The sequence below is a fragment of the Sphingomonas sanguinis genome (assembly GCF_019297835.1).
GTDB lineage: Bacteria > Pseudomonadota > Alphaproteobacteria > Sphingomonadales > Sphingomonadaceae > Sphingomonas > Sphingomonas sanguinis_D.
On the sequence record NZ_CP079203.1, the window covers coordinates 412,203 to 428,031 of the forward strand.

At 65.7% G+C, this 15,829-nt stretch carries 10 protein-coding genes and 1 pseudogene; 4 read left to right on the plus strand and 7 right to left on the minus strand.

Annotated elements, in window-relative coordinates:
• The first annotated feature begins 34 nt into the window (after positions 1-34).
• Complete coding sequence (locus KV697_RS01690; RefSeq protein ID WP_219019836.1) at positions 35-529, plus strand: DUF427 domain-containing protein; 495 nt, start codon at positions 35-37, stop codon at positions 527-529.
• 5 nt (positions 530-534) lie between these two features.
• Here the strand turns inward: KV697_RS01690 and KV697_RS01695 are convergent, their stop codons facing one another.
• The 5 genes and pseudogenes from KV697_RS01695 to KV697_RS01715 form a co-directional block, all read right to left on the minus strand.
• Entirely contained in the window at positions 535-1,458 is a 924-nt protein-coding gene (locus KV697_RS01695) for an ATP-grasp fold amidoligase family protein (RefSeq protein WP_219019837.1), read from the minus strand.
• Complete coding sequence (locus tag KV697_RS01700) at positions 1,455-2,360, minus strand: Gfo/Idh/MocA family protein (protein WP_219019838.1); 906 nt, start codon at positions 2,358-2,360, stop codon at positions 1,455-1,457. Before KV697_RS01700 ends, KV697_RS01695 begins: the two co-directional genes overlap by 4 nt.
• Before the next feature lie 90 nt (positions 2,361-2,450).
• Positions 2,451-3,473: pseudogene (locus KV697_RS01705) on the minus strand (glycoside hydrolase family 43 protein); the annotation flags it as partial.
• A 162-nt stretch (positions 3,474-3,635) separates the two neighbouring features.
• Positions 3,636-5,174: a GMC family oxidoreductase gene (locus KV697_RS01710; RefSeq protein WP_219019840.1), complete on the minus strand. Its 1,539-nt coding sequence runs from the start codon at positions 5,172-5,174 to the stop codon at positions 3,636-3,638.
• Positions 5,171-6,463, minus strand: coding sequence for an alpha/beta fold hydrolase (locus tag KV697_RS01715; protein ID WP_257575531.1), 1,293 nt, complete (start codon positions 6,461-6,463; stop codon positions 5,171-5,173). Before KV697_RS01715 ends, KV697_RS01710 begins: the two co-directional genes overlap by 4 nt.
• Before the next feature lie 256 nt (positions 6,464-6,719).
• Here KV697_RS01715 and KV697_RS01720 point away from each other — a divergent pair, with 256 nt between their 5' ends.
• From KV697_RS01720 to KV697_RS01730, 3 genes are all read left to right on the plus strand, one after another.
• Complete coding sequence (locus tag KV697_RS01720) at positions 6,720-7,289, plus strand: Dps family protein (protein ID WP_172839659.1); 570 nt, start codon at positions 6,720-6,722, stop codon at positions 7,287-7,289.
• Between the two features lie 27 nt (positions 7,290-7,316).
• Positions 7,317-8,825: an FAD-dependent oxidoreductase gene (locus tag KV697_RS01725; RefSeq protein ID WP_219019842.1), complete on the plus strand. Its 1,509-nt coding sequence runs from the start codon at positions 7,317-7,319 to the stop codon at positions 8,823-8,825.
• Positions 8,826-8,936: 111 nt separating this feature from the next.
• Complete coding sequence (locus tag KV697_RS01730; protein ID WP_219019843.1) at positions 8,937-9,539, plus strand: DUF2076 domain-containing protein; 603 nt, start codon at positions 8,937-8,939, stop codon at positions 9,537-9,539.
• Here the strand turns inward: KV697_RS01730 and KV697_RS01735 are convergent.
• Together KV697_RS01735 and KV697_RS01740 are read right to left on the minus strand one after the other, a co-directional pair.
• The gene (locus tag KV697_RS01735) at positions 9,536-12,196 is read right to left on the minus strand and encodes a GAF domain-containing hybrid sensor histidine kinase/response regulator (RefSeq protein ID WP_306822673.1); all 2,661 of its coding nucleotides are present in this window, start codon (positions 12,194-12,196) and stop codon (positions 9,536-9,538) included. The two genes, KV697_RS01730 and KV697_RS01735, sit on opposite strands and share 4 nt — an antisense overlap.
• A gap of 161 nt (positions 12,197-12,357) precedes the next feature.
• Entirely contained in the window at positions 12,358-15,504 is a 3,147-nt protein-coding gene (locus KV697_RS01740; RefSeq protein ID WP_219019844.1) for a TonB-dependent receptor, read from the minus strand.
• Positions 15,505-15,829 lie beyond the last annotated feature (325 nt).

Consider the following 15,829-nt stretch of genomic DNA (forward strand, 5'->3'; position numbering starts at 1 on the left):
TGAGCGGTCAAGCCCCGTGACGCAGGAGTAAGTAATGAAGCCCAGACCCGATCCCGTCGGCCCCGGACAGGAAAGCGTCTGGGACTATCCGCGTCCCGCCATCGCCGAGCCGAGTACGCGTCATGTCCGCATCGTGCATCACGGCATCGTGATCGCGGACAGCCGCGCGCCCGTCCGCACGCTCGAAACCAGCCATCCGCCCAGCTGGTATCTGCCGCCCGCCGATATCGCGCAGGATGTGCTGCGGCGGTCGGACCGGCGTTCCTTCTGCGAATGGAAGGGGGAGGCGATCTATTGGCATGTCGAGATTGGCGGCATGCTGCTCCGCGATGTCGCCTGGAGCTATCCTGACCCGACGCCGGGCTTTGCGATGCTGCGGGATCATCTCGCCTTCTATGCCGCGCCGTTCGACAGTTGCACCGTCGATGGCGAGAAGGTCCGGCCGCAGCCGGGCGGCTTTTATGGCGGCTGGATCGCCCCGGACCTCGCAGGCCCGTTCAAGGGTGGGCCGGGGAGTATGGGCTGGTAGGGTGTTCAGCCCGAAACCGGCGCGGCGAGGGCGTCCATCAGGATGCGGCTATAGATGCGATGGGTCGGGCCGACCCGGTGGACCCCCGCCGCCGATGGCGCAATGCCGAGCGAGGCGGCGGGGGTGAAGGTCAGCTCCCCGAAATACACCGCATCGCGCCCGTCATACAGGTCGACACGGACAAAGGCGAAGGGGGCGGACAGCGCCCTGGCTGCGGCGATCATCCGGTCCAGCCGGTCCCGCGCGGCCGGGGCGAACCCAGCCGGGGGCGACAGGCCATCCGCTTCGTCCATCGGCGTGAATTCGGGAACGCGGTACAGGCGGCTCCAGGCCTGACCGAACCGGCCATGGTCGATCTGACACAGCAGCGGCTCGCCATGGATGCAGTGGAATTTGTAATCGTCGGGCGGTGCGGGAACAGAGGTCGGGATCATCGCCTCGACGATGATCTTCCGCGCCAGCCCCGCATATTGCATCTCCCGCAACAGGCTGGCGTAATCGCGTGAAGCGAGATCGTAGAGTGCGCGCAGCTCCGATGGGTCGGTCAGATCGCGCAGGAACGTGACGGCACCGCTGGCATGGGTCGGCTTGGCGATGACGTCGGTGCCGATAAAGGGGCGGAGCAGCTCGAACAGGTGCTCGATCGACGTCACGGCCTCGATCGGGATGACGAGCAGGGTCTCCGGCGCGGCGAGATCGGGGCAAAGCCGTCTGGCCTCGTCCTTGGCCGTCTGCTTGTCGATGAACGCCCGGTGCAGCGGGGACCAGTCGGGGTCGATCATCCGGTCGAAGATGATGTCGTTGATGAGCGCATCGGGGGCATCCGCCGGTAGCGGCCAGCGGCCGAACCGCCGGGCGAAATGCTCGCCCGCGATCCAGTGATTGAACGCCCGCGTCATCGGCAGGTGTGGCGGCGTCCGGCTATTCATGAAGATGATAGGCGTTCGGCATGAACGGTGATCGCCTCGCACAGGCGATGCGTGGCCAGAATGTCATCGGCCTGGACCGGACGGCGTTCCCGCGCGCTGGAAAGGAAATCGAGGCACATCGCCTCGAACCCGCGCTGCTTGCCGACGGTCGTCCAGTCGCCCCGGCGCTCGCGGTATTCGGCTCCGTCCATGCGGACGACCTCGGCCATGTTGCGCACCGAATGGCGAAGGCCGTTCCCGATCACGTCCAACCGTTCCTCGTTCAGCCCGCTATTGCGGTGCATGGTGCCGATCGCGGTGAAGCCGTCACCCGCCAGCATCAGTGCGACCAAGATCAACATTCCCTGCTCGACCCGTGTCTCTATGCTGTGGCGCAGGACAGGGCCGGGACTGAGGAACAGCAGCGTATCGACGACATGGATGAAATCGTCAAAGATCACCCGGCGCGCCGTGTCAGGCTGTCGCTGGCGGTGCTTCTCCATGACGATCAGGTCGGCCTGCAAGTCCTTCAAGGCGACATGGCTCGGGGCGAAGCGGCGGTTGAAGCCGATGGTAAGCGGCGTGTGCTGCCGCTTCGCCAGCGCGACCAGCGCTTCGACCTCGGCCAGATGATCGGCTAGGGGCTTGTCGACAAAGGTCGCAATTCGTTCTTCGAGCAAGGTGCGGACCAGCGCGGGATGCGCATCGGTGGCGGCATGGACAAAGGCGGCGTCGAAGCTGGTCGCACTAAGGGCCTGCTCAACGCTGGCATGAAGCCCCGCGACGCGAAAGCTGCGTCCCGCCGCGGTCAGGACTTCTGCGTTTCGGGTCGCGAGGTGCAACTCGACATCGGGCATGGCCGACAGGACCGGAAGATAGGCCTTGTGCGCAATGTCTCCCAGCCCCGTGACCAATACGCGCATGACCGCCTTCGATTCCTTCCTGCCGTCGCCTTGAAAGGGGCGGCAACAGCCTTACTCCGACATTGCCGGGCAGCGAGTTCAGGCCCGGCGAAGCGGACCGTTGGCGACGGGTTCGCCGAAATCCGGCGAGCCATCGGGGCGATAGCGAAAATACTGCATCCGCGTGTCGCGATTGGGGTCGAACAGCGGGTCGCCCTTGATCTCGGAATAGTCGCGCGCATGATAGACCAGCACGTCACGTCCGCGCTCGTCGACGGTGAAGCTGTTATGACCCGGCCCGAAGACCTTGTGCGCAGCCGACGTCTTGAACACCGGAACCTGCGACTTGGACCAGTTGGCCGCGTTCATCAGGTCGGCATTGGCGTCACAGGTCAGCATGCCCATGCAATAGCGCGCATCCGTGGCGCTGGCCGAATAGGTCATGAAGAGCTTGCCATTGCGGGCGAGGAGGGCGGGGGCCTCGTTGACCTTGAACCCCTGGATCTCCCATTCCAGCGTCGGGACAGACAGCCGGACCGGCTTGGCGGCTAGCGTCAGCGGGGTCTTGAGCGGGGCGAGATAGAGGTTGGAATTGGTTGCGATCCCCGGCTCGCTCTGGGCCCAGGCGAGGTAGCGCCGGCCCTTGTGCACGAAGCTGGTCGAGTCGAGGGTGAACGTGTCCCACTCGGTCTGAAGCTGGCCGAGCACCGACCAGTTGCCGGCCATCGGGTCGGACCCGTCGCACACGACTGCGAAGGTACGGATGCGGAATACATCCTCGCCGCCGCCGCTTGGCCCGGCCGCGAAATACATGATCCAGCGGCCGTCGATCAGATGCATCTCGGGCGCCCAGATGAAGCCCGACATCGGCCCGCTCGGCAGATGCCGCCACAGCACCCGCTCGGCGGCGCTGTGCAGACCCTGCAACGTCTTGGAACGACGCAGGACCAGCCGATCATATTCGGGCACCGAGCCGGTCATGTAATACCAGCCATCGGTGTGACGGAAGACCTGCGCGTCGGCGCGCTGGCGGACCACCGGGTTGACGATGGTCGGCACGGATGCGGCTTTGGCGATGGCGGGCAGCGCCATGGCGGTGGTCGCACCGGCCACGAATGAACGTCGGGTAAGCATCTTCCATCCTCCGCCTGACGGCCGCGCCGTCCCGGACGGGATCGGACGAACCTTATTGTTCGAATCGCCACGGGGGCGCTGCGAAGTCCTTGCCCTAGCCCAAAACTCCGACATTACAAACGCATGGTGCGACGGTGTGCGTTTCAAGTCTTTCCGTCGCGATCAGGGCCTTGTCGCCAGGAAGCGGTCGGCGGTGCGCAGCGACAGCGCCATGATCGTCAGTGCAGGATTGGCGGCCAGCGCGCTGGGGAAGATCGAATTGTCGCAAATCCAGAGATTGGCGATGTCGAAGCTGCGCCCGTCCGCATCGACCACGGCTTCGTCGCCATTGTCGCCCATGCGGCAGGTGCCGATGGTATGGGCGGAACGGTCGACTGCGAAAATGTCCTGCGCCCCCGCCGCTTCCCAGATGGCAGTCATGACGCGGCGGGAATGCTGGTCGATGGCGCGTTCATTGTCGTGATAGCTGAAGTCGATCCGTGCCTTGCGTTGGCCGAAAGCATCGGTCTCGTCCGACAGGGTGAGGCGGTTGTCGGGATGCGGCAGGCACTCGCCGTTGATCCCGATCCCCGCCATGCGATTATAGTTGTGCAGGATCGACTGGAGCCGCGTCCCCCACATGCCCGCCCCGCGTGCCAGCCCGGTGGCGAGGTTGACCGGCAGGACGCCCAAGCTTTGCATCAGATAACCACCGACGCAATCGGCATCGGCGGGACGCATCATATCCTCGCTGATGAGCGAGGAGGGATAGCCCCGGTTCATCCGCATCTCGTCGTCGAAGCGACCCCAGACCTGGGTCGCGACATGCGCCATGAAATTGCGGCCGACCTGCCCGCTGGAATTGGCAAGGCCCAGGTTCAGCAGCAGGCGCGGACTTTCCACCCCGCCCGCGCAGAGGAAGACGGCGCGGCAACGCTGGCGGTGATCCTGACCGTCCTGTCGATAGACGACGCCGCTGATCCGCCCTGCATGATCGAACTCGAACGACAGGACGCGCGCGCCGGACCGGATCTCGGCGCCATGGGCCACCGCCTCCGGCAGGTAGGTGGTGTCCATGCTGGTCTTGGCGGCGTTGCGGCAACCCTGGTGACAGGTGCCGCAATTGACGCAGGCCTGACGCTGTCCCCAATGCGGCTGTTCGCGATCCCGCGAGACGAGGGCGGCGGGCGCGTCGGTCGCCGTGATGCCCAGCGCCTCGCACCCCCGCGCCATCACCTCGGCCGAGGCGTTGCGGGGGACCGGCGGATAGGCATAGTCGCGGGTGTCGTCCCATGGGTAATGCGCCGGGCCGGACACACCGGTAAACCGCTCGACCTGCTCGATATAGGCGATCAGCTCGCCATGTGGGATCGGCCAGTCGGCGCCTTGCCCGGTCATCGTCCTGAGTTGCAGGTCGCGCGGGTCGGGACGGGGGCAGAAAGCGCCCCAGTGCAGCGTCGATCCACCGACACCCATGCCCGAATTGTTCGATCCGAAGGCGGTGGGGTCGCTGCCCCCGCTCAACCTTTCCTCCATCCAGTAGATGTCGGCGGCGAGTTCATCCGCGACATGCTCGTCCGGCATGAAGGACCGTCCGGCCTCCAGCGCGACGACCGACAGCCCGGCCTCCGCCAGCCGCGCGGTCAGCGGTGCGCCGCCCGCGCCGGTGCCGATGACGACCGCATCGACCATCTCGGTCTGAGCATAAGGGGCGCGGCTCATGCGGTCTTCTCCTGCGCTGTCTGCCAGGCTTCGACATCGTTCGCGCTGGTGCGGCGATAGCCCTGCTTGCGCGGCCCATCGCCGCCGACGGCAAAGCCGTCATAGCTGATCGCCGCCATGGTCGAGGGAAGGGCGGCCCATTGACGAACGACCTCGGCCCGGACGTCCTGGAACCAGAGGGTCATCTGGCCCGGCGTGAACAGGCGTTCGTCTGCCGCCGCGTTGGCGTCTCCGGCCGCGATCCGTTCGAGCCATGTGGCTTGGATCGCATGATCCTGTCCGGCGAACCCGCCTGTGAGCGCGTCGAGCGTAATCAGACCACGCCGCCACGCCTCATCGTCGGGCGGCAGATCGGCGAAGCGCCAGCCGTCGCCCGGTCCCCGCACGATAGCCGCCTCGACCCGCTGGGTGAGGTCACGCGGCGAGGTGTGGTCGGGCAGGATATGAACGATCATGGCCTTCACCGTCGCCCGTTCGGTGTCGGACCAGCGAAGGTCGTCGTCCGATACCGGCCGGGTCCGCTCCAGCATCGCGGCGCGGGCGCGGCGGCTCACGCGGTTGGAGCCGAGAATATCGACGAACCCGGCTGGCAGGATCGACCCGGCCAGCGACGCCGCATGGTCGGCGATCAGCCTGGCCAGCGCTTCGGGCTGCTCATAGGGGATCATATGCGCGGCCCCGTCGACCACGCGGACGTCGGCATGACGGTAATGCGGCACGTTGAGTCTGCGCTGCGCATCCTCGCCCAGATCGCCGTCCTCCCCGCCCGCGACGATCAGCGCGGGGATGGAGAGTTGGCCGACCTGCTCGCTCCAGTCCTCCAGGCTGCCGCGCTCCAGCCAACCGAGCCATGCCTCGCGACTGGACCAACGCACATCGGCAACCGCCCGGTCGTGAAGTTCGGGGGGCAGAGGCGCGGCGGTGTTGGCTTTCACGAAGGTTTCGGCATCGTCCTGCCCGATCGATCCACCCTTTACCCAGCCGATCATCTCGGCGCGCCGGGCCTCGTCCATCGGTTCGGGCGCGGGCGGCGAAGCGGCGACCAGCACAACGCCGACAACCCCGGCCAGCCCGACCTCGCCCGCCGCCGCACGGCTGGCGACGATGGTGGCGATCTTGCCGCCCATGCTGTGCCCGACCAGGATGCAGGCCCTCAGACGACGGCGGCGGATTTCGTCCGCCAGATCGTCGGCCATCTCGGCGACGTCGGCATAGCCTTCGCCCACCCGCTCGCCAAAACCCGGCAGGTCGACCGCGATGCTGGGCGCGTCGCCGAGGTGGCGGGACACCGCATCCCATTCCCTGTGGCTGGAACCAAGGGCATGGAGAAAAACGAAGGTCGGTTGGATCATGCGGCCGGGTCCCTTGAAAGCCCATGCTGGACGCCGCACGGCACGGTCCGTTCCTGACAAATGCCTATCAACAAAAATTAATTTGGATCAGAGGCGATAATGGTCGCCGATGGCTCGCTGTGGGAAAATTCATGGAACCGTGAGCCGAGGCAAACGCTTGGCGACGATCCATATCCATGATCGGAGTAAAGTCGTGGCCGATACCGACCAGGCGCAGCCGCAGTACAAGATCGAATATCGCGAAATTCAGCCGTTCGGCACGTTGAAGGACTTGCCGCTGGGCCTGTCCGACAATGCTCGCAAGCAGAGCGTGTCGATCCTGAACCAGGTACTGGCGGACACTATGATGCTGCGCGACCTGTACAAGAAGCATCACTGGCAGATGTCGGGGGCGACCTTCTATCAGTTGCATCTGCTGCTCGACACGCATTACGAAAAGCAAGCCGAACTGGTCGACATGGTGGCCGAGCGCATTCAGGCGCTGGGTGGGATCAGCATCGCGACGCCGCATGACGTCGCCGAGATGACCCGCATCCCGCGCCCGCCGCGTGGCCGCGAGGACGTGCCGACGATGCTCGCCCGCCTGCTGGAGGCGCATCGGATCGTGCTGGAACAGGCGCATGAGGGCGCCAAGACGGCAGACGAATCCGGTGACGACGGCACCAACGATCTTCTGGTCAGCGACATCATCCGCTCGAATGAACCGCAGGTCTGGTTCGTCGGAGAGCATCTGGCGGCGACCGCGCTCCAGCGCGCCGACTGATCCCGAAAGCAGGAAAGGCAAGAGGCGATGGCAGATCGTGATCTGGCGAAGGGCATCGCCTCTACCGATGTGCAGGAAGGGCGTATCGTCGCCGGTGTGCTGGACGGGCAGGATGTCGTGCTCGTCCGGCACAGGGGGCGGGTCTGCGCGCTGGCGGGCCAGTGTACCCATCTGAAGGCGCCTCTGGCCGACGGGATCGTGGCGGATGGGACGCTGCGCTGCCCATGGCATCACGCGCGTTTCGATGTCGAGACGGGCGAGGCGGTAGGCGCTCCCGCTTTCCCGCCGCTCGAGCGGTTCGAGGTGGTGGAGGATGACGGTCGCGTGCGGATCACCGGCCTCGCCAAGCTTGGCCCGACACCCGAAACTGTGGACGCTGCCGGGATAGGCCGTATCGTTATCATCGGCGCTGGCGCGGCGGGCCATGCCTGTGCGGAGATGCTGGCGCGCCATGGTGCGGCTGCGGCGGTAACGGTGGTCAATGAGGAAGGCGACGCGCCCTATGATCGCACCTTCTGTTCGAAACAATATCTGGCGGGGAAGGCGGATCGCGACGATGCGGCCTTGCCAGCGTTGGACGGAGTGGACTTGCGTTCGGGCGTTGCTGTGGCGCGGATCGACCGTGACGCCAAGGCCATCGTCCTCCATGATGGTGAACGCATTGCCTATGACCGGTTGGTGCTGGCGACCGGCGCGGCGGTCGTGTCGCCCGATTTCTATGGTTCGGATCGCAAGGATGTGTTCGCGCTGCGGACCCTTGCCGACGCCGACCGACTGATCGCGGCGGCAGGGAAGGCCGAGCGGGCTATCGTCGTCGGATCAAGCTATATCGGTTTGGAGGTCGCCGCCTCGCTGATTGCGCGGGGATTGGAGGTCGCGGTCGTGTCCGACGACGCGCTGCCGCTGGAAAAGACGGCCGGGCCGGAAGTCGGGAAGATGATCCGCGACCTCCACCGGTCCAAGGGCGTCGAATTCCACATGAACCGCCGCATTGCGCGTTGGGACGGTCATGCCGCCATGCTCGACGACGGCTTAGTGGTGAAGGGCGATATCGTCGTCGCCGGGATGGGTGTGCGGCCACGGGTGGAGCTGGCGGAAGCCGCCGGTCTGGATTTGGGCGACAAGGCCGATGGCGGCGGCGTCGCGGTCGATGCGCAACTGCGCACATCGGACCCGTCCATTCACGCGATCGGCGATATTGCTTACGCCCCCGACCCCCGTCTGGGCCACGCCATCCGGGTGGAGCATTGGGTGGTGGCACAGCATATGGGGCAGTGGCTTGCCCGGCATCTGATGGGACAGGTCGACGGCGATTACCAGGACGTGCCCTTCTTCTGGTCGGGCCATTACGACCTCAGCCTGCGCTATGTCGGCCATGTCGCCTCGCCCGACGACCGGACGATAGACGGCGATGTCCCCGCCCAGGATTTCGCGGTCATGTTCGCCGAAGATGGCCGCGAGCAGGCGATCCTGACGGCGGGTCGTGACGAACTGGCGCTGCAAAAGGAATATTTCTGGGAGCAGCATGGAGGCTAGCAGGCTGGAGACGAGATGCCGGTTGGGTGAATAATCGGTCATCCGGGGCCTTGGGCCTTGATTTGGGGTGAGGCTCGACGATCTTTCGGGGCGCATGATTGGAGTGCTCCGATGAACGCCGAAGAACGCACGCTGCTTACCCGCTTTCTCGATGAACTGTCCGCCGCGCGTACCGGCGCGAAAGATCCCGAAGCCGATGCGATGATCGCCCGCGCGCTGTCGTCCAATCCGGATGCCGCCTATCTGCTCGTCCAGCACGCGATCGTCGCCGACCAGTCGCTACACGCCGCCCAGCAGCGCATCGCGGAGTTGGAACGCCAGCAACAGGCCGCGCCTGCTCCCGCGAGCAGCAGCTTCTTGCCTCACGGCGCTGGCGGCCCCTGGGGTGCGCCGCCACAGGAAAGCTATTCGCCACCCCCGCCCGAGGCACGTCCGGGGGTGTTCTCGGGCGGCGGCGGCCTCGGCAGCTTCCTGCGTAGCGCGGGCACGACCGCAGCGGGCGTCGTCGGCGGCGAGATGCTGTTTTCCGGCCTGTCCGACATGTTCGGCCACCGTGGCGGCGGTGGTGGCGGCCTGTTCGGCGGCTGTCAGGGTTTCATGGATCGCCCGGAGAATGTCACCATCAACAACTTCGGTGATGACGACGGCGGCCGCTTCGACGGCGGCCGCTTCGACGACGGCAATTCGGACTTCGACAATTCCGACGATTATTAAGCATTGACCGGCTGGGCGGCGTCACCTTCTTCGGGAGCCGCCCGGTCACCGAAGGCCGGCGCCGCCGATGCCCGCGCGCCGATGGCGGTCAGGCTGGCGGCCAGTTCCTCGCTGCGGAAAGGCTTCGTCAGCCGCGCGATCTCGATATCCAGCCCCTCTGCCTCTGCATAGCCGGATACGATCAGTGAGCGAAGCTCGGGCAGCTTGATTTCCAGCTCACGGACCAGCTGCGCGCCGTTCATACCCGGCATGAGGTGATCGGTCACGAGCAGGTCGGGGCGCAGACCAGCCTGCACCAGCTCCAGCGCCTGCGCGCCCGACATGGCCTCGACCACCCCATACCCCATATCGGCGAGCATGTCGGCAGTGCTCATCCGCACAAGATCCTCGTCATCGACCAGCAGGACCGTACCGACGCCATCGGTATTGGCGGGGGCAGGTGCGGCCGGGGTTGGCGTCGCAGCCTCGACATCGCTGACGGGCAACCAGAGCGTGATTTCCGTGCCCTGTCCCAGTTCGCTGCGGATCGTCAGGCCGCCGCCTAGCTGCGCCGCCAGGCCGTGGACCATCGACAGGCCCAGGCCCGTACCCTTGCCGACCCCCTTGGTCGAGAAGAACGGCTCGATCGCGCGCTGCCGGGTCGCCTCGTCCATGCCCATGCCGGTGTCGCTGACGCTCAGGCAGATGCAGTCGCCTGCCGGGACATCGGCGAACTGCTGGCTTGCGATCCGGCATGGCTTGACCTTGATGCACAGCCTTCCGCCGTTCGGCATGGCATCACGGGCGTTTACCGACAAGTTGAGCAGCGCCATTTCGACCTGATTGGCATCGGCCTTCGCGGGCGGCAGATTGTCCGCGATGTCGACTTCCAGCTCGATGGTCGGACCGACCGTCGAGGCGATCAGGTCGGTCATGCTGTCGACGAGCTGCCCCAGATCGACTGCGGTCGGCTGGAGCGGCTGGCGGCGGGCGAAGGCGAGCAGGCGCTGCACCAGCGTCTTGGCCCGCTCGGCGGATTGCAGCGCACCGTCGATCAGCCGCTTCTCGCGCGGCGTGCCCGAGCCCTTGCGCATCAGCATGTCGAGCGAGCCGATGATCGGGGTCAGCAGATTGTTGAAGTCGTGCGCGACCCCGCCGGTCAGGCTGCCCATCGCCTCGACCTTCTGGCTCTGGCGCAGCGCCTCCTGCGCCGCTTCCAGCTCCGCCGCCGCCCTCAGGCGCTCGGAAATGTCGGTCGCCTGATGGAAGGCGGCAACGACCTGGCCCGCGCCGTTGCGAAGCGGAGTATAGGTGATCTCCCAGATCGGTATGCCAAGCTCGGGACTGCCGAACGCTTCGGTCACGGTGAAATGCTCGCCGGTCAGCGCCCGGCTCATCAAGGCGCGCATCGTGCCCTGCTGCTCGGGCACGAACAGCTCGTGGAATACGTCGCCGATCCGCGAGGGGAAGCCATAAATCCGCCGAAACTCGGCATCATGCGCCTTGTTGAACGCGATCAGGCGATAATCGGTGTCGAACGCGCAGATTGGCGAGGCGATGGCCTCGACGATTTCATGGTATCGGCGGATTTCGGCGGTCCGCTCGACCACCTGTTGTTCCAGCGTGTCCTTCAACTGGCGCAGGGCCAATTCGGCGCGGCAGCGTTCGACCGCGACCTTCACCCGCTCGCCGACATTCTGGACCAGCGCCTCTTCCTCGGAACTCCAGGTGCGCGGGGTGGCGCTCTGGACCGCGAGCAGGCCGACCCATTCTTCCTCCTCGAACAGGACGACGTCGACGAACGCGCCGACCTCACGCGCTTGAAGGCCCGAACGTGCGCCGTCGCTCAGGCGCTCGTCCGCGCCGACATTGGTCACGACCACGGGCGCGCCGCCGCGATAGGCGGCCAGCAGGTCGGGTCCGAAGCTCTCAAGAGAATGGCGACCGACGATCGACGAGACCCCGCGCGCATAGTCGCGCTCGACGGTCATCCAGCCGCGCGTCGTGATCTCGGCATAGAAGACCCGGCTGGCCGACAGTTCCTCGCCAAGGCGTTCCGCCGCGAGCGCCATGATCTCGGCGGGTGTCTCCAGCGCGCGCAGATGGTCGGACAGGGTCAGCAGGAAGGCGGCCCGGCGCTCCGCCAGCACCCGCTCGGTCGTCTCGGCCAGGATGCAGAGCACACCGACCGGCTTGCCCTGTATGTCGGTGATGGGCGAGGTGTCGATATTGACCCAGGCGCGCATCTCTTGCCCCGCACGGCGCAGGGGCACCGGCAGGTCCGGGAAATGCAGCGTCCCACCGCCCAGGCCGACCGCCATGATATGTTCGTTGAAGGCGAGATGCTCGGGCCAGCCGTCGCTGACCTTGGTTCCTAGCAGGGCGGGATGGCCATCGCCGACGAACGCGGCATAGGCGTCGTTGTACAACATCACCCCGTCCTCGCCCCACAGCAGCAGGAACGGTACCGCCGAACGCAGCGCCATTGCGAGCGACATGGTCAGCGATTTCGGCCAGGCCTCTACCGGGCCGAGCATGGTCCCCGACCAGTCAATCCGCGCGATCCGATCGGCGCAATCGCCGCCGCCGCTCAGGAAAGGCGGCAACGTGGCGTCAGGATCGGTCGCGGTTGCGCCTTCGCTCTGCGGCAGGTTCGGCGATGGGGGAGCGTCGGTCACTATGGCAGGATACTCGATAAACCGAAAAGCGCGAAGCGGTGATTGATCGGCTTTAAAGTCCTTCGCCTCCAAGCCTGTGGCGGCGCCCCGGTCCGCCAACAAAAAAAGGCCCCGGTTTTCACCGGGGCCTCCTCCGATCATTTGGGGGAACGTTCGGAAGCTTAGAAGGTGCCGCGCAGGCCGATCAGGAACTGACGGCCCGGCTTATACTGGGTGAACGTCGCGTTCTCGAACTGGAAGTAGGAGCGCAGCGTCGCATTGGTGAAGTTGGCGACGTTGATGGTCAGCTGCGGCGCACCCGGAATGCCGAAGATCTTGTCGAGGTCGAACGCCGACGAGAAATCGTAGGTGGTATAGTCGGTCCCGAACAGCGCGGCGGCGGGGATGCCGTTCTGTGCCGCGCCGCTGTTCTGCGCCCCCTGACGCGAGGTCGTGGCGACGCGCAGCATCACGCCGTTCTTTTCGTAATAGCCGGTGATGTTGTAGGTGAAGGGGGCCACGCCGAACGCGACGGCCGGACCGTCGCTGCGCTGGTCGACGATCGTGGCGTTGGCGTTGAAGCCGAAGCCGGTGATGCCGATCGCGCGGGTCAGGAAGTCGAGCGGCTGAACCCACTGGAATTCCAGGCCGTTGATGGTCAGCTTGTTAGGCACGTTGATCTGCGACGTCACCTGCACCTGCGCCTGGCTCGGCCCGCCGCGCGAATTGATCGCGATCTGCTGCGTCGGGTTCAGCGTGTCATAGGTGATGCCGTACTGCGCCAGGTTCGAGAAGGGCACCGTGCTGATCGCGGTGGTGGTGAACCCTTCCAGCGACTTGCGGAACGCGTTGAAGCTGATCACGCCCTCACGGCCGGTATAATATTCGAAGCCCAGGTCGAGGTTGGTCGACAGATAGGGCGCGAGCGCCGGATTGCCGATCGAGGCCTGATCTGCCGAAGGCGCACCGAAGTTGATCCCCGGCAGCTGGGCGGAAGGGTCGGGCCGGGTCATGGTGCGCGAACCCGCGACACGCACCACCGCATGTTCGCCGATGTCATAGGCGAAGGTCGCGGCGGGCAGCCATTCGGAATAGACGTTGCGCGTCTCGGCGATGTTGATGATGCTCGGATAGCGGCTGCCATCCGGCAGGGAGGCGCCCGACGCCGTCGTGTTGCGGGGATCGGGGACCGAGACGCGGCCCGAGATCGTCTGGATCGTGTTGACGTAGCGCAGGCCGACATTGAAGCGCAGCGTGTTGCCACCCAGTTCCTGCGCGCCGTTGACTGTCGCGAAGGCCGACTTCACGACTTCGCGAATGAAGCCTGCGCTGGCGCCGGTGTTCGCGCCGCCATTTTCCGGCGCATTGTCGTGGAAGAACTGGTAGTTGCTGGCCTTGGCGAAGGCGGGCCAGTTGACCGTCACGAAGCCGGCAGGCCCCGGCGAGAGATAGCTGGACGCGGCACTATTGGGGATCAGCGACCCGCCATAGCTGACCGGGCCGCTCATGCCCGAGCTGAAGCCGGTGCCATAGCCTGGATAGGTCGGGTAGCCAGCAGGCGCAGCACCCGGCGCGTTCAGACCTTCGCAGGGTGGCTGCGAGTTGGGCGATGGGACGGCGACGTTCGGGTTGTTGCCGCAAACCGCGTTCTGCCAATACTGGCTGTTGTCGAAGCCCCGGATGCGGCGCGACGTGTCGTCATAGGCGCCGCCGACCTTCAGGTTCAGCGCGGTGTCGCCCCAGGTCAGGTCGCCTCGAAGCCCCTTGTTGATGTTCAGGCGACGCTCGTCCTGCAGGTTGACGCGGCTGCCCGCGTACCAGCCGAAATTCTTCGGATCGTTCAGGTCCAGCGCGCTCGTGATCGTCGGGATGCCGCCAGTGTTCGAGAAGGTGACGGTGTTGCCGACGCCCAGCGGCGTGGTCATGCCAACCGTCGGGCTTTCGCGGTGGAAGGTCGAGCGGGCGTAATTGCCCTGGAAGTTCAGTTTCAGCTTGTCGTTGATCTGCCACTCGGCACCCGGATTGACGCTCCAGAGGCGTGTCGTCTCGGTGTAGGGGCGGAATTCGTTGAAGAACTGGGCGTTGGCGAAGGTGCCGCCGGTGACGGTGCAGCCCGCGCTGCAATCCGACTTGTCGAAGGTCAGGTTGGTCGGGATGATCGCGCCGTTGCGGACGATCCACGCCATGTTCTCGCGGATCAGCTCGTTCTTCTTGAAGCCGTACAGGCCGTCCACATAAAAATGCAGCTCGTCGGTCGGGCGATATTCGGCGCTCAGGATCGCGTTGATGCGGTCACGCGGGCCGCGAATGCTGGTCACGCGACCCAGACGGGGCAGCAGGCCGTTGTCGATCTGCTGGATGGTCGCGCCGGGATTGTTGGCGAGCAGGAAGTTGCGGTCGATCACGGTGCCGGGGATCAGGCCCGCGCCCGCGCCGTTCGGTACGGTCGACGGGATCGTCCAGTTGCCGCCGCCGGTGCTGTTGCAGCCGCTGGTCGCGCCGCACTGGGCGGCGGTCAGCGCCGGGTTGGTATAGCCGATGGTTTCGAACCCGCGCGTGTCGGTGAACAGGCGCTGCGCCGAGACGCCCGCCAGCACGCCGAACGTGTCGTTGCGCCAGCTGCCGATCAGCGAGCCGCGCGCACCGATCCGATCCTCCGGCGTCTGCTTCGATCCTTGGATGTTATAGGCGACGAACGAGGTATTGCGATCGAACGGACGGGCCGAGCGCAGGTCGATATTGCCAGCCGCGCCGCCTTCGAGCAGGTCGGCGGTGTAGCTCTTGTTCACGGTCAGCTTGGTGAACAGGTCGGTCGGGAAGAAGCTGAGGTCGACCGAGCGGTCGGTGCCCTGCGCGTCGGTCGAACCCGACGAGGCGACCGCGATCGGCGCGCCGTTCAGCGTGACGTTGGTGAAGTTCGATCCCAGGCCGCGAATGGCGACGTTGGTGCCTTCGCCGGTCACGTCGCGGGTGATGGTGACGCCCGGAATACGGTTGAAGGATTCCGCGATGTTGGTGTCGGGGAACTTGCCGATATCCTCCGCAAAGATCGAGTCGGTGAAGCCGGTCGACGCGCGCTTGGCGTTGGTCGACTTGGCAAGGCTCGACCTATAACCAGTGACGACGATGTCCTCGGACGGCGTGCCCTGGGTCTGGTCGGTCTGCGGCGCGGGCGGCGTGGACGGGCCGTTATCCTGGCCGTTGTTGAGTATCTGCTCCTGCGGGGCGGGAACCGCCTGCGCCCAGACGGTCGACGCGCTCATCGCGCCGACGCCCGTGGCGCATAGCAGGGCAATGCGGCTGAGGCGGATGGTGGGCACGGATTTCATGTCAGGTCCTCTCTTGCGGCCCGCTGTCGTTCGTTGCGACATGCGGAAAAATTTCGGTGGATCGGTGGGCAGGTGTCGGATCAGGTGGATGGCGTGTCATGCTGGCCGGGGCGATGCGCCGCGCGGTCTGCCGATGCGTCGGCCATGACGATGCCGTTAACCATCCTATCCCCTCCGACCGTCTGATGCGGCGTATGCTGATAGCGCTATCGTTCTGCGTTATTGGTCCACAAGTCAATGGAAATTGGTTAGGCCGCGGTGGGTTCGTGACGAACTATGGCTGTTCTGCAACAGCCACGCCGTATCAAGATGAGACGGCCAGCTT

Coding starts and splice junctions, on each gene's coding strand:
- KV697_RS01700 (WP_219019838.1), bottom strand. CDS start 2,360: ATGCGCGTATTGGTCACGGGGCTGGGAGACATTGCGCACAAGGCCTAT.
- KV697_RS01710 (WP_219019840.1), bottom strand. CDS start 5,174: ATGAGCCGCGCCCCTTATGCTCAGACCGAGATGGTCGATGCGGTCGTC.
- KV697_RS01740 (WP_219019844.1), bottom strand. CDS start 15,504: ATGAAATCCGTGCCCACCATCCGCCTCAGCCGCATTGCCCTGCTATGC.
- KV697_RS01730 (WP_219019843.1), top strand. CDS start 8,937: ATGAACGCCGAAGAACGCACGCTGCTTACCCGCTTTCTCGATGAACTG.
- KV697_RS01695 (WP_219019837.1), bottom strand. CDS start 1,458: ATGAATAGCCGGACGCCGCCACACCTGCCGATGACGCGGGCGTTCAAT.
- KV697_RS01725 (WP_219019842.1), top strand. CDS start 7,317: ATGGCAGATCGTGATCTGGCGAAGGGCATCGCCTCTACCGATGTGCAG.
- KV697_RS01690 (WP_219019836.1), top strand. CDS start 35: ATGAAGCCCAGACCCGATCCCGTCGGCCCCGGACAGGAAAGCGTCTGG.